We start from the raw sequence: 21302 nt of genomic DNA, 5'->3' as shown, positions 1-21302 counted from the left end.
GCGCCCATCCGGCATGAATCAGCACTCATATAATATGAATAACCCACACACGAACGGCTGATGGGCGGGGCTAGAGACCCAGTGCCCGCGCGACATAGCCGGGCAGGTCCGACATCAGTGCGCCAAGCTCGCCGCGCGCCCAGGCTGGCAGGAAGATGGCGAGCACGACGCTGATGATCAGGCCGAGGAAGGCGCGCAGCACGTCGGAGGTGACATCCCACAGGGCGGCCATTTTCGAGCGCAGTCCGGCGACATAGGCGATCGCGATTTCGCGGCCGGCCAACATGCCGAGGAAGACCCAGGTCGTGCTCATCGGCACGTCATTGAGTTCCTTGAAGATAAACAGGATCACGCCATAGATCAGATCGATGGCGGTTGCCGCCCGGATGTCGGTCGAGTTGGTCTTTGACAGGACGATTTTCTGGATCTCGCCACCGCGATTGCGGAAAATGATCGCGTGAAGCGCCAGCATCACCACGGTCGCGAAGACCAGCAGGACGGGCGAGAAGGTCACCTGCGTCTGCATCACCGCGACGCCTTCCTGCATCAGCGGCAAACCCTCGCCGTCGAGGACCGGGATGAGTTCCGTCGTGCGGGGCAGGAAGATGAAGATGTTGGCCAGGTCCTGCATCAGCCACTGCGCCCACAGGAAAGCGGTCGCGCACCATTGCGCGACGAACCAGAAGGGGTGATGCGGCTTGTCCCTCGTGCGATCGATCCAGCGTTCGAAGATGCGCGAAATGATCATGTAGACGAAGAAGGCGGCGCTGATCGCCACCAGATATCCCAGTGCCGACTTCATCAGCATCTTCGGCAGCACGCCTTCGGTATTGGCGCCGCCGGTCAGGGCGAAAATGGTCAGGACGAGGAAGGTGGTCGAAACCGGGATGCCATAGCGGGTCAGGATCAGGAGGAAGAGCGGCGGGATGGCATGCCACCACTGAACCCCGCCTTCCGGATAGGGCAGGGAGTTGAGCCGGTCGAAAGCGATATCGCCATCGCCGCCGAAATACCCCCACAACATGACCACGACAATGATCGAGCAGGCATAGGCCCACAGCACATACCAGGGGCGTTTGGCATTGGAGCTGAGAAAGGTACCCAGGGTCTGGATCGCGTCATTGGCGACGATGGAATAGGCGGCAATGAGGAAGCCGATAATCGAGAAGACCCAGACCGCAGTGTTCAGATCGGCCATGGCCGGCACCCCTTTGGAATTGAAACGCCGGGGCAGGTAGCAAACCCTTGACCCATCGATCAATCAGCGTCTCACCTCCACGCCGCATTTTCACACAAGTGTCGCAAATGGGCATGCATTTGCGTCCAACTGGTTGCTTTAAGCATCAGGCTTCACAGGGCCACCAAAGCAGGTTATTTAATATAGTCGCCGATGGCCGGCACCGGCGCGCCCTCTCGATCCGGAGAAGCGCTCATGACCGATACGAGTTTGAAACTCGACGTCCAGGCCATTCACTGGCCTTCCGTTATCCGACATTACCGCCTGTCCAAGGGGCTCAAGCAGGCCGCCCTCGCGCACGATCTTGGCGTGACCCAGACCATGGTGTCGCGTTGGGAGTCCGCCGCTGCCATACCCTCCGACCGGATCCAGGAACACATCGTCGATCTTTACTGGACCTCGCAGGCTTCGGTCTCGCGCGACGCCTGGATGGACCGGATCGGCCGCCACCCGGCGGTGGTGGGCGTGATCAACGCCGATGGCCGTATCCTGCGGGCCAGTCGCGGCTTTCAGCGCAGCCTGGATTGCAGCCGGCACGCGCTGGAGGGTCGCTACATACACGAAGCCTTTGACGGCGATTGGCCAGACCTGCATGGCGCCCTGGTGTCGTCCGGGTTTTTCGAGGGGCGCGTGGCTTCGGCGGAAAGCATTGATGCGATCACCTTCCTGGCCCCGGGCGGAGAGCGTCGCCGGCGCTTTGTGCACGGGCTGCACAGGCCGACTTTCCTGCCGGGTCCGGAGATCGTCTGGTTGTTGTCCGGCGCGGACGTGTCCGAGCGGGTCCATGCCGACGTGGTGGCGCGCCTCGGCGGGGCGAAAGTCATCCGGAAGGCGATCTAGCTGATGGCAATAGCCGGGCGACCTGCCCCGACCGATCCCCAGTTCTGGCGCAATCTGCTGCGTCGCTACCGCTTCACGAACAATGTGAAGCAGGCGGCGCTGGCGCATGATCTGGGCGTCACCCAGGCGATGGTGTCGCGTTGGGAATCCGGCGCCGTGCAACCGGCCGCTGATATGCAGGCGCGCATTCGGGCGCTCGCCGGAATGACCGGGGACATGGCGTCGCCGCTGGTCGGCTGGCGCAATCATGTCGCCTTCCAGCCGGGCATCGCCGCGGTGCTCAATCGCGACGGCGTGATCGAAACCGCGAGCCTCGGCCTCGCCCGGGATGCCAGCCTGGCGCGCCCGCAAATGGAAGGCGTCCGGCTTGAAGCGATGTTTGCGGGAGATCTGGTTGATCTGTTCAACACGCTGGCGGAAAGAGGCTTCTTTGAGGGCGCGATTGAAAGCGCTGAAAGTGCAGACCGGTATTGTTTTGCCTTTTCACATGGTAAACCCGATATTGGGCCGGTGCATGGACTGCACTGGCCGCATGAGGCAGAAGATGGATCGCTTCGGTGGATGCTGACCGGCGCACGCGTAAGCCTGCAGGAGTTTGAGGTGCTGCGCGGAGAATTGGGCGGACAGGTTGCGGTCACCGGACACGCGCACCGGTAAGCGCAAGGCCCGCAAGGGGGGGAGCGGAGTTGGTGGAAGACATCAAGCTGTCGATGACATCGAGCAAGGTCAACTGGCCCTCGGTCATTCGCAATTTCCGAATGTCGAAGCGGCTGAAACAGGCGGCACTGGCGGCCGATCTCGGTGTGACCCAGGCCATGATCTCGCGCTGGGAAAACGGCGACAGCGAACCGCCCGAACGTATCAAGCGCCGCATGGCGGAACTGGTCCAGGATGCCTTCGTCATCGCGCCGGCGCCTACCTGGGTCGATCTGGTCTCCCTCAATCCGTCCGTCGAATTCGTCACCGACTCCATGGGCATGATCAAGGCGATCTCGCTCGGCGCACTCGATCTGTTCGGCCTTCGTCGCAACGAGATCGAAGGCCGCAATATCCGCAACTTCCTCGGTGGCGACTTCACGGCCGCGCTCGAACAATTGCGCGCCGAAGGCATGTTCCAGAACAATCTCGCCTTCGCCCAGAGCCTTGGCACGCTGGAAGTGAATGTGTCCTCGGGCATGCAGTCGCTGTTGTGCGACTTCATCCACTGGCCGCGCATCTCCGAGGCCCGCACCGTCTATTGCATCCATTCCGGGGCCACGCTGGACGAGAAGCGCTATGCCAAACGGCTGGAAGAACGCGGTGACAAGGTCGTGGTGCGCCGGACCTTCTGAGGTCGTGGCGACAGGCGCCCTTCTCTGACATTTCGATCGGGTCTTATCGCCGGCCAGTCGCCGGGCCGGTTATTGCCGGCCGTGATAGGTCAATGTGTATTGACTGAATTGCTCCGGCAGCCAGCAGGCCCGCTCGGATGCCGTCGGAAGTGTTTCGCCGACTATGTAGTCCGGCCAGCGATCACACGTGCCGGCAAGCGAGTAGGGGTCGATGATTGGCACCGTGATTTCGCCGCTCTCATTGTCCACCGCCCAGAAGCCCGGAAAGTCGTCTGTCGTTCCGAATTGAACACTGCCGGAGCGGGGCCCCGGAGTGGGACTCATGCTCCCGCTCGGGCCACCAAACAGGAATTGCACGGTCGCGCCATCGGGCGATAGGGCGGTGAAGTAATCATCATCTTGCGGCATGCCGAAATCCTGGGCCTGGGCCGTGCCCGCAAGCGCGAGTACCAGCCCGGCCAGGCTCAATGCCGGTGTCGATCCGTCCATTCTGCCCTGTTTCCCCTGGCGGTTTTTCGGTGTGATCCTGACGCCCGGTGCTTGAGATTGTGTGCAATGGTCGGGACGGTCCTCCGGCTTGTCAGGCCAGACAAGAAGGGCGGCACCGCATGGCGGGCCGCCCTTCCTTCATCCGGATCCCCGGCGACCTACTCGCTGCGCTGCGCGTCACGCAGGGCGCGGAATTCATTGCCCTCATACCAGTTCGGCCAGGCGTCCGAATTGGCGAGGCGGGACCCGACATTGAAGAAAAGCGTGGTGTCCTCGACCATGCCATCCATGTTCCAGTCTTCGGAATACTCGTCCGCCGGCCCGTGATAGCGATTGGCGCGATAGTCAGCACCCATGGCCTCACCGGCTTCGCGGCCGCCCTCGACGAGGTCAAACCCGCCATCGGCGTAGAGCATCGGCACGCCCTTCTTGGCCAGCGAGATATGGTCCGAGCGGTAGAAGTATCCGGCTTCCGGATTGGGGTCCGGCACGATGTAACGGTCCTGTTCGGCGGCCGCCTCGGTCAGGATGTCCTCCAGCTGCGATGCGCCATGCCCGACCACGACCACGTCGCGCGCCCGGCCCGTGGGCAGGATGGCGTCGATATTGATGCCGCCCACGGTCTGGTCATAGGGCACGATCGGGTTTTCGCCGTAATAGGCCGAGCCGAGCAGGCCGGATTCCTCCGCTGTCACGGCCAGAATCATCACCGAGCGCTCCGGCGGATTGGCCACGAAGGCTTCGCCAATCTCCAGGATGGCGGCGGTACCCGTCGCATTGTCGACCGCGCCGTTATAGAGGCCGTCCTCGCCTTCGGGCACGTCCCGGATGCCGATATGGTCCCAGTGCGCCGTGTAGAGGACGTATTCGTCCGGACGCGCCGTACCCGGCACGACGCCGACGACATTGCGCGACTCCAGCGTCTCGGTTGAATTCACCAGATGGCCGGTGGCGGTCAGCCCGGCCATCGGGACCGGGACAAAGCCCGGCTCGGCGGCGGCCGCCGTCAGCGCGTCAAAATCGAGACCGGCGAGATCGAACATCTGGCGGGCGCGAGCCTCGGTGACCCAGCTCTCGACACTGGCGAACTGGCCTTCGCCCGGCGCGCGGGCGAGATCCAGCTGGGTGCCGGTCCAGGAGCCGGAAACCACGTTCCAGCCATAGGAGGCCGGGGCTGTCTGGTGGATCAGGATGACACCGGCTGCGCCCTGGCGCGCGGCTTCCTCATACTTGTAGGTCCAGCGGCCGTAATAGGTCATGGCATTGCCGTTGAAGAGGCCGCTGTCCGGATTGCCATAGCCGGGATCATTGACCAGCATGACCACGGTCCGGCCTTCCACGTCGAGGCCTTCATAATCATTCCAGCCATATTCCGGCGCCACGACGCCGTAGCCGACAAAGACCAGCTCGCTATTGTCCAGCGTGATGTCGCTGGAATTGAGCTTCGACCAGTAGACCACATCCTCGCTCATGGAGAGGCCCAGCGGTTCGCCGTTAAAGGCGATGTCGAAGCTGGACTGGTCGGTATCGAGTGTCACCGCCAGCAGGGCGACAGGCTGGAAATAGCTGTCGCCATGGCCCGGCTCGAGCCCGATGCGGGCCATCTCGTCGGCGATCCACTGGCTGGCGGCGATGCCGCCCAGCGTCGCCGGGGCGCGGCCCTCGAAGCTGTCATCGGCCAGCGTTGAAATGCGATAACGCAGGTCGGCCTCGCTGATCGCGGCGCTGGTCATGCTTTCGGTATGGGCCGCGTCAGCCTGATGGCCGGCATCGGCAACCGTTTCTGTGCCGGTCTCGGCAGCGGGCGAGCAGGCGGCGAGCATCAGCCCGACCAGCGCAGCGGGGAATCCGGTATGTTTCATCTCAACCCCCTATCAATTATTGGGCATGGCCCGGTTTCTGTGCAACATCGTGCACGCATCGTGGCTGTCTGCATTCTATCGCAGACAGGCACGGCATGGAAATCGGGTTTGACCAAACCTGAATGACCATTCATGTTTGCGTCGACGGAGAGAGACGCATTGCACGGTCGGACAACGACCGGCAGGCCTTGAGGGGAAAAGATCATGGCGAATGAAACCAGCGGCGGCGCGCCTGGCGCTGACCAGAAAGTCAGCCCGGGATATCGCAGCCTCGTCATGCTGCTCCTGTTCCTGGTCTATGCGTTCAACTTTCTTGATCGCCAGATCATTTCCATCCTCGCCATTCCGATCAAGGAAGATCTCGGCCTGACCGACGAGCAGCTTGGCCTGCTCGGCGGCATCGCCTTTGCCGTCCTCTATTCGACGCTCGGCGTGCCGATCGCCTGGTTTGCCGATCGCATGAGCCGGACCTGGATCATGACCGTGGCGCTGACCGTCTGGAGCGGTTTCACCGCCCTCAGCGGTTTCGCCCAGAATTTCACCCAGCTCTTCCTGGCGCGTGTCGGCGTCGGGATCGGGGAGGCGGGCGGCGTCGCCCCGGCCTATACCATCATCGCCGACTATCATCCGCCGGCCGAACGCTCGCGCGCCCTGGCGATCTACTCGCTGGGCATTCCCGTCGGTTCGGCCTTTGGTGTGATCGCCGGATCGCAGATCGCCGGCGGGGGCATCTCGGATGCGCTCGACTGGCGCTCAGCCTTCTTCATCGTCGGTATCGCCGGTGTCGTGCTCGCGCCGATTTTCAAGCTGATCGTCAAGGAACCCAAGCGCGGCCAGTTTGACAGCGTCCCGACCCAAAAGGCCGAGAACAAGCAGATGGTCGGCGTCTATACCGACCGCAAGGCGCGCATCCTGTCGATTGCCGGCGCGGTCATCTTTGCGCTGCCGAGCCTGTTGTCGATCTTCAACGTGCTGGTTTTCGGCGCGACCTCGATCCAGTCGGTTCCGCTGCTGGCGGTTGCGGCGGTGGTCGGTGCCCTGTCCGGCTGGATGGCTGGCCGCTGGGTCGCCCGCACGACCAGCCCGGCCATGCTGATGATCGGCCTTGCCGTGCTCATGCCGTTGTCCGCTTTGGTCGCATGGATGGTTCCGGCCCTCGGCGGGGCCGGCTTCGGTGGCGCGGCGATTGGCTGGCTGATCGGTCATATTGTGGTCGGCGGCCTGCTGGGCGCCTTCTTCGCCGCCTTCCGGGACTTCATGTCGCTGGCGCTCGAGAAGCCGAGCTTCTGGCTGATGATCCTGGGCGCCTCGGCATCCTCGATGATGGGCTATGGCGTCTTCTTCTGGCTGCCCTCTTTCTTCTCGCGCAGCTTTCAGCTCGGCCTCGTCGAGACCGGCTGGCTGTTCGGGGGCGTGCTCTTTGTCGCCGGTAGTCTCGGGATTTTCCTCGGTGGCGTGATGGGGGATGTCATGGGCAAGGCCAAGCGCTCGGCCTTCGCCATGGTGCCTGCCATCGCCTTCCTGCTGAGCGCGCCGCTCTACTGGGCCGGCATCATGGCACCCTCGCCGCTGCTGGCGGTGATCATCCTCTTCATCCCGACGGCGCTGGGTCTGGCCTGGCTCGGGCCGGTCCTGTCAGCCTTCCAGCACCTGATGCCGCCGCACATGCGAACCAGCGCGTCCTCGGTCTTCCTGCTGATCAACAATCTTCTGGGCATTGGCGGCGGGGTCTATGTGCTGGGCCGGGTCTCGACCGTCCTGCAGCCGACCTTCGGCGACGGGTCGCTGCGTATCTCGATCGTGATCGGGGCCTGCCTCTATCTTGTCGCTGCCTTCTTCATGTTCTGGGCCTCACGCTATCTGGCCAGGGACTGGGAGGGCGATGGCGAGGCCGTGCCTGTCCAGAAGGCCGAACCGCCGACGGAGGCCGAACCTGTCTGATGGCTGAACCGACCTTTACCGATCACCACTTCACCACGGCGGATGGTCCGCGCATTCACTGGCGCGACTATCCAGCCGTCGGCGAGACAACCGGCCTGCCGGTGATCTGCCTGCACGGGCTGACCCGCAATGTCCGCGATTTCGAGGACCTCGCCCCGATGATCGCGGCAACCGGGCGGCGGGTGATCGTCATTTCGGCGCGGGGTCGCGGCCAGTCCGATCCTGACCCGGTGGCCGAGCGATACCAGCCGCCGACCTATGCCGGTGATGTACTGGCCCTGATGGCCTCGATCGACCTGCCGCGCGCGGTCTTTGTCGGCACCTCGATGGGCGGGCTGATGACCTTCATCATCGCCGGCCTCCAGCCCGAGCGGATTGCCGCCGCGGTGATCAATGATATCGGCCCGGAGATCGCCCAGGCCGGGCTCGACCGCATCAAGTCGAATGTCGCCAGCCGGGACCCGGTGGAGAGCTGGGAAGAGGCAGCTGCCCGCACCCGCCAGTCCAATCTCGCCGCCTTCCCGAAACGGGCCGATGATGCGGCCTTCTGGGAGGATTTCGCGCGCAAGACCTGGGTCGAGCGCGAGGACGGCATGATCGCGCTGGCCTATGACGGCGCCCTGGTCGAGCAGATGGATGGCGATGCACCGCTGCCTGACCTGTGGGCGTTCTGGACACCCTTTGCCGACATCCCCACCCTGGTGGTGCGCGGCGGGATTTCCGACCTGCTGACCCCGCAGACCGTCGCCGAGATGAAGCGTCAGAAACCGGACCTGCGCATGGTGGAAGTGCCCGATGTCGGGCACGCGCCCTTCATGACCGAGCCGGAAGCCTGGGCCGCGATCAAGGCGCTCCTCGCTGATTGCGACTGATCAGCTGAAATAGCGGCCTATCACCGACGCGTTCGGCGCTTCATTCCAGCAGATGCGCGTGCCGGTCCCGTCATCAAAGCGGGCACCGCAGACATGCCCGGTCCTGACCTTGGCATTCGCGTCCTCACCGGCGAGCGCGGCGTGCATGTAGCGCAGAATGCCGTTCGAGGTGATGACCACGGCGAGGCCGTCCGTCTTCGCGGCGTCAGCGAGGGCGGCGAGCGCATTGGCCTTGAGCTCGTCGTCCGGGGGCGACCAGTCGACACCGTCCGGGCGGGTATGGCGCTTGTCCCAGCAGTCCAGTGTGTCCTGGCCGAATTCGGCGACGATCTCGTCATTGGTCTTGCCGCCCCAGGATCCGTAGTCGATCTCGGTCAGGCGCGTATCGATCTCGACCGGTCCGGCAAAACCGGTCAGTTCGGCAACAATCTCCGCGGCGCGGCGGGTACGCTTGAGCGGGCCGCAGATGAGGCGCGCCGGCGTCAAACCCTTTTCGGCGAGCGCCTCGCCCAGCGCGCGGGCCTGCGCTTCGCCGCTTTCGACGAGGGGCAGGTCTTCCTTTGCGCCCACCCAGACCGGGGTGTCGCCCGGGCCGAATGTATTGCCGTGGCGGGCCAGCAGGACGCGGCCCATCAGACCAGCTCGCCTTCACGTGCGATGATGTTCTCGACGCGCACGGCGTCCTCCGGCGAGTCCACCGACCAGGCCGAGCGGCCGCGATAATCGGTCAGCACCACGCGGATCGGGATGCCGTTCTCCAGCGCCCGCAATTGCTCCAGGCTTTCGGTCAGTTCGAAGGGTGTCGGCTCCAGGGCCACCAGTTGCTCCAGCGTGTCACGGCGATAGCCGTACAGGCCGATATGCTGGTAGGTCGGCGCGCCTTCGCCCGGCTTGCGGCGGAAGGGAATGACATTCTTCGAGAAATACATCGCATCCATGGCCTTGTTGAAGACAACGGTCGTGCCCGAGGCCGAGCCATTCGCCTTGTCGGTGCGCATGCGGGCCTCTGTCTCCGCCGGCAGGGCAATGGCGGGCGTTGCCATTTGCAGGGACGGGTCGGCACGCAAGGTTTCGGCCACGCCTCCGATCACCCAGGGCGGGATGAGCGGCGCATCGCCCTGGACGTTGATGATGATCCCGGCATCGCTCTCGAGCCGGCGCACCGCGTCGAGCGCGCGCTCGGTTCCATTGCGGCAGGCCGGATCCGTCATCACCGCTTCGCCGCCGGCGGCGGTCACGGCGTCCATGATCCGCGCGTCATCGGTGGCCACCACGACCCGGTCGACACCCTCGGCGGCGGCGGCGATGCGCCAGACCCGCTGGATCATCAGCTGCCCGGCAATCCTGGCCAGGGGCTTGCCGGGAAAACGGGTGGAGCCGTAACGGGCGGGAATGACGGCGAGAACGGACATGGATGATCCCCGGTTTTCACGATGAGCGGCTTGTTCCACATGATTGCGTCAAAGGCCATATCCGGCCAGCGGGGATTGCCGCCTCCGATTAATTACAAAACCGTAATAATCAGCGGGCTGGCTTGGCAGGGGTGAGCAAAGCTTAACGGTTCCGCGCTGTTTTGCCATGGGTCGCCGAAGGCGGCCGCATGGGTGGTCAGTCAGGGGTATTCCACATGAAGCGTCTCGGTTTGATTTGCCTGCTAGCTGTGATGGCAACGGGATGCGCGTCCTACGAAGGGACTGACGGGGAAGGCCAGTCTCCGCGAGAGCGTTTCCGTGAAACGCAGGCGCCGGATGGCATGCGCCGCGTGTGCACGACCGAGCCGGTGCTGGGCACGAATCGTCGCGAGCGGGTTTGCGAGAATGTTCCGGTCGATGAGGCCGACGAGACGAACTGAGCCTGATGCGAAGGCTCTTTTGCATCGTTGCAAGTTCGGGCATATGAGACGCAATGACACCCGGCCCATGGGCCGGGTGTTTGCAATTTCATGCCCGTCAGCCTCCGAAGAGACCTTGAGATGCGCCATTTTCTTTCGACCGCCGATTGGACCCGTGACGAACTTCAGGGTCTGCTCGACCGAGCCAGTGCCTTCAAGTCCGGTGTGGTCAGCCGATCGCTCGAAGGCAAGTCGGTCGCCCTTGTTTTCTTCAATCCGTCGCTGCGCACCCGCTCCTCCTTCGATATCGGCACCCATCGTCTCGGTGGGCATGCCATCGTGCTCGACGCCAAGGGCGCGACCTGGCCGCTGGAATTCGGCGACGGCGCCGTCATGGATGGCGATGAGGAAGAGCATGTGCGCGAGGCCGCGCGCGTCCTGTCCACCTATGTCGACCTGATCGCCATCCGCTGCTTCCCGCAATTCAAGGATTGGCAGTCCGAGCGCGAGGATCCGATGATCGAGGCCTTCGCCAGGCATGCGACGGTGCCGGTCATCAATATGGAGACGATTGTCCATCCCTGTCAGGAACTGGCCCACATGCTGGCCCTGCAGGAGCGCATGGGCCCGATCGCCGGCAAGACTTATCTTTTGACCTGGGTGCCGCATCCCAAGCCGCTCAATACGGCGGTGGCCAATTCCTCGCTCCTGATTGCCTCCAAATTCGGCGCCAATGTCCGCATCCTGGTGCCGGACGAGGTCTATCGCCTGGACGAGCGCTACATGTCGGCGGCCGAGCAATTCACCGCCGAGGGCGGCGGCTCGGTGAGCCTCACCACTGATGTCGAGGCTGCCTATGACGGCGCCGACATTGTCTATGCCAAGAGCTGGGGGGCGCTGCCCTTCTATGGCAATTGGGGCGCCGAAGCGCCCTTCCGCGCCAAGGGCGCCGACTTCATGATCACGCCGGAGAAGATGGCACTGACCAACAATGCCGCCGTCAGCCACTGCCTGCCGATGCGGCGCAATGTGAAGATCGCCGATGAAGTGGTCGACAGCCCGGCCTTCATGGGTATCGAGGAGGCGGCCAATCGCCTGCCGGTGCAGATGGCGGTGATGGAAGCCCTCGCCAAGCAGGCCGGAGGGGTGGAATGAGCACGAACGGGCCGGGCGTCCGGCAGACGATCGTCCAATTGTTGTCGCACATGCGCGACGGCAAGGAGATCCGCGAATATCTCCATCGCTTCTCCGGCATCGACCAGGAACGCTTTGCCGTCATCAAGGTTGGTGGCGCCGTCATCCAGGACGATCTGGAAGGCCTCGCGGCGGCGCTCGCCTTCCTGCAGACGGTCGGGCTGACGCCTGTCGTGGTGCATGGTGGCGGCCCGCAGCTCGATGCGGCGCTCGCGGCGGCCAATATCCCGACCGAGCGCGTCGACGGCTTGCGTGTGACCCGCGATGAGGCCATTCCGATCATCCGCGATACGCTGACCCAGGCCAACCTGACCCTGGTCGATGCGATCCGCGATGCCGGCGGCCGTGCCGCCGCCGTGCCGCGCGGTGTGTTCGAGGCGGATATTGTCGACGAGGCCCGCCTGGGCCGGGTCGGTGAACCCAGTCGCATCCATCTCGATCTGGTCGGGTCGGCCGCCCGCGCCGGTCAGGCAGCGATCCTCGCCTGCCTGGGCGAGACGGCGGACGGCAAGCTGGTCAATATCAATGCCGATGTCGCCGTGCGCGCGCTGGTGCATGCGCTGCAGCCCTACAAGGTTGTCTTCCTGACCGGGACCGGCGGCTTGCTGGACGCGGATGGCGACATCCTGTCCTCGATCAACCTGGCCACCGATTTCGCCGACCTGATGAAGGCCGACTGGGTGAATGGCGGGATGCGGCTCAAGCTGGAAGAGATCAAGCGCCTGCTCGACGACCTGCCGCTGTCCTCCTCGGTCTCGATCACGCGCCCGGCCGAGCTGGCCCGAGAGCTTTTCACCCATGCCGGCGCCGGGACCCTGATCCGGCGTGGCGAACGCATCATGTCAGCTGACAGCAAGGCCGAGCTCGATCTCGACCGGCTCGACTCGCTGGTGCGGGCCGCGTTCGGCCGCCCGACCGTCGCCGGCTATTGGGACGGGCTCGAGATTGATCGTGCCTTCGTCACCGAAAGCTATCGGGCGGCAGCCATCACCACGCGGCTCGATGGCTATGCCTATCTCGACAAGTTCGCCGTGCTCGACGAGGCGCGCGGTGAAGGTCTGGGACGCACGGTCTGGCACCGGCTGGTGGATTATGCGCCGGAGCTGATCTGGCGTTCGCGCACCAGCAATCCGGTCAATGGCTTCTATTTCGAGGAATGCGACGGCGCGATCCGGCGCGATGAGTGGACCGTGTTCTGGCGCGGCGACATGGATCCGGCCTCGATAACCGGTGTGGTCGAGAAGGCCTTTGCCCTGCCGCCAACCCTCAAGGCGCCGCAATGAGCGCCCGGCGGGTCGGCCTGGTCGGCGCGCGCGGCCATACCGGGCGGGAACTCCTGCGCCTGATTGGCGCGCGCGATGATCTCGAGCTTGCCTTTGCCAGCTCACGCGAACTGGCGGGGCAACGCGTCTCGGACATGGCGCCGGAACTCGTGACCGATCTGCGCTTTGAAGCGCTCGACCCGGAGGCCGTCGGCGCCGGCGATGTCGAGGCGGTCATCCTCGCTCTGCCCAATGGCGCTGCGGCGCCCTTCGTGGCGGCGATCAAACCGCAGACGGTGATCGTCGATCTGTCGGCCGACTATCGCTTCGACGATGCCTGGACTTATGGCCTGCCGGAAATCCTCGGCCGCGACCGCCTCGCCGGAGCCCTGCGCATCGCCAACCCGGGATGCTATGCGACCGCCGGACAGCTGGCCATCGCGCCCTTGCGCGGCCATCTGGCCGGCGACGCCCATGTCTTTGGTGTGTCGGGCTATTCCGGGGCCGGCACCACGCCGTCGCGCAAGAATGACACCGAGGCGCTGGCCGATAATCTCATGCCCTATGCGCTGTCCGGTCACCTGCACGAGCGGGAAATGGCCCGCCACATGGGCGAGGGTGTCCGCTTTACGCCGCATGTAGCCGCCTTCTTCCGGGGCATTGTCGCGACCACGCATCTGACGCTGGACATGCCGCGGACGCGGGCCGACATCGAGGCGCTCTATACCCGTTTCTATGCCGGCGAAGCCCTGGTCAGCGTGATCGATCGCATCCCGGAAGTGCGTGACGGGGCCCTTCAGCCGGGCGCCGTGATCGGCGGCTTTGCGCTGGATGACAGCGGCCGCAAACTGGTCGTGGTCTCGGCGCTCGACAATCTGCTCAAGGGAGCCGCGGTGCAGGCGATGCAGAATCTGGCCCTCGCATTGGGGCTGCCGGAAGGGACCTATTCGTCCTCGCCGCTATAGCCGCGCGGCGGGGTCGTGGTGTCGGCCTCGTCATGGGCATGCCAGCGGGTCTCGTAGGCCTCGTCACGCTCCACCCGCTGATGGCCTTCGGCCCGCCACAGCGTGAAGTCGCGCGTATAGCCGCCGTCGAGCGGGATGGCGAGTGTGCCGACCGGCTCGAAGCTGTTGAAGTCCTCGCGGATCCGGGCCACTTCGCGCGGCCGGTTCGAGACGATCAGCAGCCGGCCCGCCTGCTCTTCGGCCAGCGGCCAGACGTCCTCGGCATGATTGGTCGGGCCGGCATGGCGCAGCCACATCGCCATGCGACCCTCAAGTTCCGGCGCGTAACGCTGCATCTGGTGAAAGGCGTTGCGGTCGTCGAACACGATCATTGCGTAGTCATCGCCCTGGGCGGCTTCGGTGATCGCTTCGGCGGTGACATCCCAGGCGCGGATCCGCTTGGTGGCGTCGCCGGCGCCGATCGCCTCGACGAGGGCCGGGCTGGCGGCCAGGGCAACGACGAACAGGCCGATCACGCTGTGCAGGCCGATCGAGCCGAACAGGGCCCAGCGGCGCCATGCTGCACCGCGCAAGAGAAAGCCGATGACCAGCAGGGTTCCCGCGACATAGGTCGCGGCAGCCCAATTGGCATGGGCGCGTGAGATGAAGGCCTGGACCGCGACCACAGCGAGCGGCGGCAGGGCGTAGAGGACCAGCAGGCGCTGGTCGGGATCAAGTCTCAGGAAGCGGCCAAGGCTGAGGCCGAACACGGTCAGCAGGACCGCGAAGGTAACGGGGCCGAACACGCCGGGCTGGGCGAGCAGGAATTCGATCAGCTCGACGGGATGGAAGAGATCGCCACCCCAGTTCGCATTGGCGGCCGTATGGCTGACCGTGGCAAAGTCATTGGCGGCATTCCAGGCCAGGTTGGGTGCGAGGATGGCGATGAAAATCGCCAGGGCGGCACCCCCGCGCAGGCTCAGCAGGGCCGTCCGGATTGCCGGGTCGAAAACCAGGGCGAGACCGGTTGAAGCAAGAAAATAGATCATTGCGTATTTTGACAGGAAGCCGAAACCGAGCGCAGCGCCCAGTCCGACCGCCGCGCCCCAGCCGCCGCCCGCGCGCAGTTTGAGCAGGGCGAACAGGCCACCCGACCAGGCGCAGAACAGCACGGCATCCGTTGAGATCACGACCCCGGACAGCCAGACACCCGGCATGGTCAGGTACAGCGCAGCCGCCCAGAAACCGGCCCGCTCATCCCACAGCTGGCGGGCGCTGAGCATCAGGAAAGTCGCGGTTGCGGTATGCAGGAGCGGGGCGGGCAGGCGGATCGCGAAATCACTGTCGCCGAACAGCGAGGTCGAGAGGCTGATCAGCCAGGCGATCATCGGCGGTTTGGAGTAATAGCCCCAGTCGAAGACGCGCGACCAGACCCAGTATTGCGACTCGTCCTGGTAAAGCGAGACCGGGCTGAAGGCGAGGGCGAGGATTCGCAGGACCGCAAAGCCGGCGATCAGGAGCAGGGCGGCTGGCATCCAGGAGAATCGACTCGGCGAAGGCAGGGTGGGCGACTCGGTCATGACGGTCCGTCGGGCTGTCCAAAAGTGTTACATTTTCGCCGCAGCCTATGCGCTTTTCGACTCCGGCCGTAAAGGGCCGCGTGGATAAAAAAGCCGCGGGCGACAGGTCTCGAAGGGGCGGATTTTGAGGTTTTGTGCGGCTGCACACACATATGTTGCGGTTTGCTGCGGTCGCGAACGCCCGACAGTGCGCTGCGCGGGCCGTCGACTGTCACAAAAGCTTCGCCAAGGTGTCTTGGAAAGTTCGACCGCCCGGCGTAGACGGCCCCTGCTTCGTACGGGGACATGTGTCCCTGCTTTTCGGTTTATCGGGGGACATGTTCAATGTCTTTTACTAAGAAACTCTCTCTTGGCACGGCGGCCATCGCCCTGCTCGCCGCGGCTCCGGCTGCGGTCTACGCACAGCAGACATCGTCTCAGCTGCGCGGCGTCGTTCTCGACGCAAGCGGTTCGCCAATCTCGGACGCTTCGATCACGATCATCCATACGCCGTCCGGCACCGCGTCTGTCGCGTCGTCGAATGCCAGCGGCAGCTTCGTGCAGTCCGGCCTTCGCGTCGGTGGTCCTTACACCATCACGGTTTCCGCGCCCGGCTTCAATGGTCAGGCCCTTGACGGCATGTACCTGCAGCCTGGCCCGCAGGCGGCCCTGACGCTGACCCTCGACAGCAGCGTCGAGACGATCGTCATCACCGGCGCCGCGATCAACATGTTTGATCTGAACAATGGCGTTGGCTCGAACTACTCGGCTCGCGACATTGCGAACCAGCCGGCCGCGAACCGTGACGTGCTTGCCACGATCGCCCGCGACCCGCTCGCTTTCTCCGGCGCTGAAGGTCAGCTGACCGTCGCCGGTGTGAACCCGCGCTTCAACGGCCTGTCCATCGACGGCTCGCTGCAGCAGGACGATTTCGGCCTCGGCTCGAACACCTACGCGACCGCACGCTCGCCGATCTCCCTCGACGCTGTCGAGTCGGCCTCGCTGGCAGTGTCCGATTACTCGGTCACGGCGTCGGGCTTCACCGGCGGCCTCGTGAACATCACGACCCGTTCGGGTACGAACGAGTTTGACGGCTCGCTCTACTACTACCGCCAGAACGAAGAGTATTTCGGTGACGAAATCGACGGTACGCCGGTCACGATCGCACCGTTCGATGAAAAGGAATGGGGCGTCACGCTCGGCGGCCCGATCGTCGAAGATACGCTGTTCTTCTTCGTCTCCTACGACGAGTTCGAATCTGGCTCCGGATCTGATTTCACGGTCGCCGATGCCAATGATGACATCGACCTCGGCTTCTACTCGGCGCTGAACTCGCTGGTTCAGAACGAGCTCGGCTTCGACATGGGTGGTCGCCCGGATACGGTCTCCCTCCCGGTCACCTCCGAGCGTCTGCTCGGCAAGATCGACTGGAACATCAACGCCGATCACCGTGCGTCGTTCACCTACCAGTCGACCGAAGAGGGCGGCAGCTCGGTCAGCCGTCAGAACTTCACCACCGCTTGGTATGACGTCCCGGTTGAACTCACGGCCTACACCGGTCAGCTCTTCTCTGATTGGACGCCGGAGTTTTCGACGACCCTGCGCGTGAACTACAAGGAATTCACACGCGGCCAGATTTGTGGCGGTGGTGCCGGCGCTCCGCACCTGGAATTCCGTCTGTCGCAGGCCGACATTGCAGGTACCGCACTCGACGGTCTCCTGACGGCTCCGGGTGAAGAGACATTTGTCGGTGGTTGTGACCGCTTCCGTCACGCCAACGAATACAATGATGATCGTCTTCAGATCCTGGCCCAGGGTGACTACACCTTCGGTGACCACCTGATCACCTTCGGCGCCGAGTATGAGCAGTTCAACCTGTTCAACCTCTTCGTCGCCGGTTCGAATGGTCGTTTCATCTACAATGATGTCGACCAGATCCTGACGAACACGCCGCAGATCGATTATGTCAACGTGCCGAGCAATGTGGCCTCCGACGGCGCCGCCGCTTGGGGCTACGACCAGATGTCCCTGTTCCTTCAGGACACCTGGCAGTTCAACGCTGACCTCGAACTCGGCTTCGGCATCCGCTACGAGCGCTTCACGCAAGATGACCGTCCGGCCAATGACCCGTCCATCCTGACGACCTACGGCCAGTCCTCGACCGAGAATCTCGACGGCAAGGACCTGATCCTGCCGCGTGCCAGCTTCCGCTGGACCCCGAGCGAGCGCACCACGGTTACCGGTGGCTTCGGTCTGTTCGCGGGCGGTGAGCCGAATGTCTGGATTTCGAACGCGTTCCAGAGCCCGACCGGCTTTGCGCGCCAGAATGCCGGCACGGCAATCACCAGCTTCAACATCCCGCAGGCTCTCCTCGACTCTGTAGCTGCGTCGACCGGCAATGCCATCGACGTGATCTCTCCGGACTTCGAAATCCCGTCCGATTGGAAGGCTTCGATCCGTGTTGATCATGAGCTGAACCTGAACCGCTTCGGCATGAACCTGGGTGACGGCTACAACTTCTCGGCGCAGTACCTCTACACCGCGCCGCGCGATGCCTTCATCTGGACCAACCTGGCCCAGACCGATCTGGCGGCAGCCCTGCCGACGGGCGTGGCACCGGATGGTCGTACCATCTATGCCGACCTCGACGATCTCGGCATTCGTAACCTGACCGAGCTTGGCAATGCAGACGGCAGCGATAGCCACGTCTTCTCTGTCAGCCTCGCCAAGGATTACGACAACGGCTTCGGCTTCTACGTGTCCTACGCCTACCAGGACGTCCAGTACGTCTCCGAGGGCAGCTCTTCGCGCGGCATCTCGAACTGGCGCGGCATCACGGCGATCGACCGGAACAATCCGGAAGTTCGGACGTCTGCCTACCAGATCTCGGACGCCTTCAACGTCGCACTGTCCTACGAGCGTGATTTCGTCAGCGACCTGACCACGCGTTTTGACATCTTCGGCCAGATCACGTCGGGCTCGCCCTACACGCTGACCTATGACGTCAACAACGGCAACGCGCTCTTCGGCCGTGCCGGTGACGGCGAAGGTCCGTTCGACAACAACCCGCTCTACATCCCGCTGTCCGGCAATGATCCGCTTGTGGTTTATGCGAGCGGCTTTGATCAGACCTCGTTCTCGACCTTCGTCGATGCGATTGATGCCTCGCGTGGCAGCATTCACGAGGTCAACTCGGCTCAGTCTGCCTGGAACCAGCAGTGGGACTTCCGCGTCTCGCAAGAGCTGCCGGGCATCCCGGGTGTTGATCGTTGGGTTGGAGACAACAACTTCTCCTTCGTCCTCGACGTGATCAATTTCCCGAACCTGCTGAACAGCGACTGGGGCTCCCAGACCAATGGTCCGGGCAATGGTCAGCTGGGCGTTGTGCGTGCTGACCTCGTCAGCGCGGCCGACGTTGCAGCAAACGGTGTTGATGGTGCGACCGCTCTCACCGGCGACGCGCCGCGTACCACCTGCCTCTCGGCTGGTGACTGCGTGTATCGCTACAACTCCTATCGCGACAGCGACACGGCATTCCAGAGCAATGGCGCTTCGGTCTACCAGGTCCGCGTGGGTCTGCGTTACGAGTTCTAGTCACTCGAACGACTGTACGATCAGGAAGGGCGGCCCTCGGGCCGCCCTTCTTTTTTTGCGCGTCGCACGGGCTTTCTTGCGCGCCGTTTCGGCTCAATTGCTTCTCGCCAAGAATCCGGCTGCGTGATAATTGCGCGGCCATGACGATTGACCTGCCCCACGAAACCGCTCCCCAGTCCCGCCTCTTCACCTGCTGGCCCTCGGATGCCGAGCTGTGGGAGGAGAATCTCGAACCGGCCCAGGCCGAGTTTGCCGCCTTCCTGAAAGCGGTGATCACCCCGTCGGCAACGGGCCGGACGCTGGACCTCACCATCCTCGCCGCAACCGCCCGGGCCGAAGCCTCGGCCAAGCGGGCGCTCGGTCATCGCGCGACAGTGGTGCGGGCGCCTTTCGGCGATGTCTGGGCCCGTGATACCGGTCCGGTCTTCATTCGGGAAAACGGCGAGGCAATCGCCGTGCGTTTCCGCTTCAATGGCTGGGGCGGCAAGTATGACCTGCCCGGCGATGACACGATCGGCGGCGTGATCGCCCGTCTCGCGGGGGCAACCGAGCGGCCTGTCGACCTCGTGGCCGAAGGCGGTGCGCTCGAATTTGATGGCGAGGGCACGCTGATCACCACCCGGCAATGCCTGCTCAACCCCAATCGCAATCCCGATCTCGACGAAGCCGGGGTCGAGGCCCGTCTGAAGGCGGCGCTGGGGATCGAAAAAATCCTCTGGATCGATGAAGGCCTGATCGCCGACCACACGGACGGGCATATCGACAATATCGTGCGATTTGCCCGCCCCGGTGTCGTGGTGTGCCAGAGTGCGTGGGGCGAGGATGATCCCCAGGCCGTGGTGCTGGACGCCATCGCGGCCCAGCTGGAAACCATGACCGATGCCCGGGGGCGGCGCCTCGATGTGCGTCGTATTCCGTCACCGGGCCGCGTTGATCTCGGCGATGACGAGGTGGTTCCGGCCAGTCACATGAACTGGGTGATCGGGCCGCGCCATGTCGTCGTCCCGACCTACGGCACCGATGGCGGCGACGCGGCCGTTCAGGCCTTGCGCGGAATTTTTCCTGATCATGAGGTGGTCGCGGCCTCGGCGCGTGCCATACTCACAGGCGGGGGGGCATTTCACTGTGTGACCTGTCACCAAGCCGGAGAATAGGGATTGATCCGATCCGCCCTGACAGCGCTGGTCTGTCTCGCAAGCCTGCCCGTCATGACGGGTGTGTCGATTGCCCAGACGACAAGCCCGACTGACCCTGCCGCCGCGCAGATAACTTTCCCCTATCTGGAAATGCTTGAAGCCCGACTCGACCGGGCCTTGGCCGACCGGCGCGTTGTCGGCCTGGTTGCGGCCGTGATCGAAGGCGGCGAGCCGGTCTTCTACTACACCCACGGTGAAACCGCGGCCGGCAATGGCGAGACGGTGACGCCGCAGACCCTGTTCCGCGCCGCCTCGGTGTCCAAGACCTTCACCGGCACCTTGCTGGGCCTGCTGGAGGCCGATGGCCTGGTTGACCTTTCGCAACCGGTCCCGGGCGATGTGCTGCGCCTGCAGGGCGCACGGCAGCCGACGCTGGAGGAGATCGCCAGCCATCGCACCGGCCTGCCGCCCAATGCCTATGATCTCGACCTGGAGGCCGGCCAGGCGCCGACGCGCATCCGCGAACGGCTGGCACGGGTCGATCTGATGTGCCCGGTCGGTGATTGCTACACCTATCAGAATGTCGCCTTTTCGGCGCTTGAGAGCGTGGTGGCGCAAGCAACGGGCGGGGATTTCGCCTCGGCGCTTCGTGAGCGGCTGATCGAGCCGCTGGGCCTGCCCGCCGCTTCGGTCGGCACCGCGGCGCTGACCGCTTCACCGTCGTGGGCGCGGCCGCACTCCGGCTGGCGCCGCCTGACCAACAGGCCCGGCGACCCGACCTCGCCCTATGACAGCATCCCGTCGGCATCCGGCCTGAATCTGTCGCTGGATGACATGGTGGTCTGGGCCCAGCTGCAGCTGGGTTCGCGGCCCGGCCTGCCGGATGCGGTGCGCTCCCGCATCCATGCGCCGCTGACCGATACCCTGCGGGAGACGCGTCGCCTCGGCGAATTGCGGTCCCGGGTCGAGCAGACCTGGTATGGGCTGGGCTGGCGCATCTATGACTGGGAGGGCCGCACCTTGGTGCTGCATTCCGGCTATCTGTCGGGCTATGGAGCGCAAATTGTGCTTGAACCGGAGACCGGTTTCGCCTTTGTGGCGCTCTGGAATTCCGATAATCGGCCGGCCTGGTGGCTTTGGCCGACGGTGATGGATCTGCGAACGGGGAACGGCCCGGGCACCTGGCTCGACCGTTTCGAGGAGGACTGAC

At 64.2% G+C, this 21302-nt stretch carries 18 protein-coding genes; 12 read left to right on the top strand and 6 right to left on the bottom strand.

The window, feature by feature from the left end:
* Positions 1-70: 70 nt before the first annotated feature.
* Positions 71-1198: a hypothetical protein gene (locus QZZ02_RS02200; RefSeq protein ID WP_291841942.1), complete on the bottom strand. Its 1128-nt coding sequence runs from the start codon at positions 1196-1198 to the stop codon at positions 71-73.
* Between the two features lie 234 nt (positions 1199-1432).
* Between QZZ02_RS02200 and QZZ02_RS02195 the strand changes: the two genes are divergently transcribed.
* The 3 genes from QZZ02_RS02195 to QZZ02_RS02185 are packed head-to-tail and all read left to right on the top strand — an operon-like array spanning position 1433 to position 3408.
* The gene (locus tag QZZ02_RS02195) at positions 1433-2077 is read left to right on the top strand and encodes a helix-turn-helix domain-containing protein (RefSeq protein ID WP_291841941.1); all 645 of its coding nucleotides are present in this window, start codon (positions 1433-1435) and stop codon (positions 2075-2077) included.
* A gap of 3 nt (positions 2078-2080) precedes the next feature.
* A complete protein-coding gene (locus QZZ02_RS02190; RefSeq protein ID WP_291841940.1) occupies positions 2081-2734 on the top strand; it encodes a helix-turn-helix transcriptional regulator in 654 nt (217 codons plus the stop codon).
* Positions 2735-2766: 32 nt separating this feature from the next.
* Positions 2767-3408: a helix-turn-helix domain-containing protein gene (locus QZZ02_RS02185; protein ID WP_291841939.1), complete on the top strand. Its 642-nt coding sequence runs from the start codon at positions 2767-2769 to the stop codon at positions 3406-3408.
* Between the two features lie 69 nt (positions 3409-3477).
* On the opposite strand, the gene QZZ02_RS02180 is transcribed toward QZZ02_RS02185, so the two are convergent.
* Positions 3478-3897, bottom strand: a complete 420-nt coding sequence (locus QZZ02_RS02180; RefSeq protein WP_291841938.1) for a hypothetical protein — start codon at positions 3895-3897, stop codon at positions 3478-3480.
* Between the two features lie 158 nt (positions 3898-4055).
* Complete coding sequence (locus tag QZZ02_RS02175) at positions 4056-5759, bottom strand: M28 family metallopeptidase (RefSeq protein WP_291841937.1); 1704 nt, start codon at positions 5757-5759, stop codon at positions 4056-4058.
* A gap of 204 nt (positions 5760-5963) precedes the next feature.
* Between QZZ02_RS02175 and QZZ02_RS02170 the strand changes: the two genes are divergently transcribed.
* The gene (locus QZZ02_RS02170) at positions 5964-7700 is read left to right on the top strand and encodes an MFS transporter (protein ID WP_291841936.1); all 1737 of its coding nucleotides are present in this window, start codon (positions 5964-5966) and stop codon (positions 7698-7700) included.
* On the top strand, positions 7700-8572 hold the full coding sequence (locus tag QZZ02_RS02165; RefSeq protein ID WP_291841935.1) for an alpha/beta hydrolase: 873 nt from the start codon (positions 7700-7702) through the stop codon (positions 8570-8572). Before QZZ02_RS02170 ends, QZZ02_RS02165 begins: the two co-directional genes overlap by 1 nt.
* On the opposite strand, the gene QZZ02_RS02160 is transcribed toward QZZ02_RS02165, so the two are convergent.
* Together QZZ02_RS02160 and kdsB are read right to left on the bottom strand one after the other, a co-directional pair.
* The gene (locus QZZ02_RS02160; protein ID WP_291841934.1) at positions 8573-9205 is read right to left on the bottom strand and encodes a histidine phosphatase family protein; all 633 of its coding nucleotides are present in this window, start codon (positions 9203-9205) and stop codon (positions 8573-8575) included.
* Positions 9205-9984 carry a 3-deoxy-manno-octulosonate cytidylyltransferase gene (kdsB, locus tag QZZ02_RS02155; RefSeq protein WP_291841932.1) on the bottom strand — a complete coding sequence of 260 codons (780 nt, stop codon included), beginning with the start codon at positions 9982-9984 and terminating at the stop codon, positions 9205-9207. Before kdsB ends, QZZ02_RS02160 begins: the two co-directional genes overlap by 1 nt.
* Positions 9985-10199: 215 nt before the next feature.
* On the opposite strand from kdsB, the gene QZZ02_RS02150 reads away from it, so the two are divergent.
* From QZZ02_RS02150 to argC, 4 genes are all read left to right on the top strand, one after another.
* Positions 10200-10424: a hypothetical protein gene (locus QZZ02_RS02150; RefSeq protein ID WP_291841931.1), complete on the top strand. Its 225-nt coding sequence runs from the start codon at positions 10200-10202 to the stop codon at positions 10422-10424.
* Between the two features lie 120 nt (positions 10425-10544).
* The gene (locus tag QZZ02_RS02145; protein WP_291841930.1) at positions 10545-11558 is read left to right on the top strand and encodes an N-acetylornithine carbamoyltransferase; all 1014 of its coding nucleotides are present in this window, start codon (positions 10545-10547) and stop codon (positions 11556-11558) included.
* Positions 11555-12880 (top strand): acetylglutamate kinase, encoded by a 1326-nt coding sequence (locus QZZ02_RS02140; protein WP_291841929.1) that lies wholly within the window; start codon positions 11555-11557, stop codon positions 12878-12880. Before QZZ02_RS02145 ends, QZZ02_RS02140 begins: the two co-directional genes overlap by 4 nt.
* Positions 12877-13824, top strand: a complete 948-nt coding sequence (argC, locus tag QZZ02_RS02135; protein ID WP_291841928.1) for an N-acetyl-gamma-glutamyl-phosphate reductase — start codon at positions 12877-12879, stop codon at positions 13822-13824. The genes QZZ02_RS02140 and argC overlap by 4 nt, the downstream gene beginning before the upstream one ends.
* Here argC and QZZ02_RS02130 read toward each other — a convergent pair.
* Positions 13803-15338: a glycosyltransferase family 39 protein gene (locus tag QZZ02_RS02130; RefSeq protein ID WP_291841927.1), complete on the bottom strand. Its 1536-nt coding sequence runs from the start codon at positions 15336-15338 to the stop codon at positions 13803-13805. The two genes, argC and QZZ02_RS02130, sit on opposite strands and share 22 nt — an antisense overlap.
* Positions 15339-15707: 369 nt before the next feature.
* Here QZZ02_RS02130 and QZZ02_RS02125 point away from each other — a divergent pair, with 369 nt between their 5' ends.
* The 3 genes from QZZ02_RS02125 (at position 15708) to QZZ02_RS02115 (ending at position 21301) form a co-directional block, all read left to right on the top strand.
* Entirely contained in the window at positions 15708-18956 is a 3249-nt protein-coding gene (locus QZZ02_RS02125; RefSeq protein ID WP_291841926.1) for a TonB-dependent receptor, read from the top strand.
* Between the two features lie 140 nt (positions 18957-19096).
* Positions 19097-20110 carry an agmatine deiminase family protein gene (locus tag QZZ02_RS02120; protein ID WP_291841925.1) on the top strand — a complete coding sequence of 338 codons (1014 nt, stop codon included), beginning with the start codon at positions 19097-19099 and terminating at the stop codon, positions 20108-20110.
* A 3-nt stretch (positions 20111-20113) separates the two neighbouring features.
* Positions 20114-21301, top strand: coding sequence for a serine hydrolase domain-containing protein (locus QZZ02_RS02115; protein WP_291841924.1), 1188 nt, complete (start codon positions 20114-20116; stop codon positions 21299-21301).
* Position 21302: the final 1 nt, after the last annotated feature.

This window comes from Maricaulis sp. (assembly GCF_015665295.1).
Classification (GTDB): Bacteria; Pseudomonadota; Alphaproteobacteria; order Caulobacterales; family Maricaulaceae; genus Maricaulis.
Note: the sequence above shows the minus strand (reverse complement) of the source record. Positions and strands in the feature narration are given on the sequence as shown.

Bases quoted from the DNA above. Each gene is read 5' to 3' on its own strand.
- QZZ02_RS02200 (WP_291841942.1), bottom strand. From the start codon at position 1,198: ATGGCCGATCTGAACACTGCGGTCTGGGTCTTCTCGATTATCGGCTTC.
- QZZ02_RS02195 (WP_291841941.1), top strand. From the start codon at position 1,433: ATGACCGATACGAGTTTGAAACTCGACGTCCAGGCCATTCACTGGCCT.
- QZZ02_RS02190 (WP_291841940.1), top strand. From the start codon at position 2,081: ATGGCAATAGCCGGGCGACCTGCCCCGACCGATCCCCAGTTCTGGCGC.
- QZZ02_RS02180 (WP_291841938.1), bottom strand. From the start codon at position 3,897: ATGGACGGATCGACACCGGCATTGAGCCTGGCCGGGCTGGTACTCGCG.
- QZZ02_RS02175 (WP_291841937.1), bottom strand. From the start codon at position 5,759: ATGAAACATACCGGATTCCCCGCTGCGCTGGTCGGGCTGATGCTCGCC.
- QZZ02_RS02170 (WP_291841936.1), top strand. From the start codon at position 5,964: ATGGCGAATGAAACCAGCGGCGGCGCGCCTGGCGCTGACCAGAAAGTC.
- QZZ02_RS02165 (WP_291841935.1), top strand. From the start codon at position 7,700: ATGGCTGAACCGACCTTTACCGATCACCACTTCACCACGGCGGATGGT.
- QZZ02_RS02160 (WP_291841934.1), bottom strand. From the start codon at position 9,205: ATGGGCCGCGTCCTGCTGGCCCGCCACGGCAATACATTCGGCCCGGGC.
- kdsB (WP_291841932.1), bottom strand. From the start codon at position 9,984: ATGTCCGTTCTCGCCGTCATTCCCGCCCGTTACGGCTCCACCCGTTTT.
- QZZ02_RS02150 (WP_291841931.1), top strand. From the start codon at position 10,200: ATGAAGCGTCTCGGTTTGATTTGCCTGCTAGCTGTGATGGCAACGGGA.
- QZZ02_RS02145 (WP_291841930.1), top strand. From the start codon at position 10,545: ATGCGCCATTTTCTTTCGACCGCCGATTGGACCCGTGACGAACTTCAG.
- QZZ02_RS02140 (WP_291841929.1), top strand. From the start codon at position 11,555: ATGAGCACGAACGGGCCGGGCGTCCGGCAGACGATCGTCCAATTGTTG.
- argC (WP_291841928.1), top strand. From the start codon at position 12,877: ATGAGCGCCCGGCGGGTCGGCCTGGTCGGCGCGCGCGGCCATACCGGG.
- QZZ02_RS02130 (WP_291841927.1), bottom strand. From the start codon at position 15,338: ATGCCAGCCGCCCTGCTCCTGATCGCCGGCTTTGCGGTCCTGCGAATC.
- QZZ02_RS02125 (WP_291841926.1), top strand. From the start codon at position 15,708: ATGTCTTTTACTAAGAAACTCTCTCTTGGCACGGCGGCCATCGCCCTG.
- QZZ02_RS02120 (WP_291841925.1), top strand. From the start codon at position 19,097: ATGACGATTGACCTGCCCCACGAAACCGCTCCCCAGTCCCGCCTCTTC.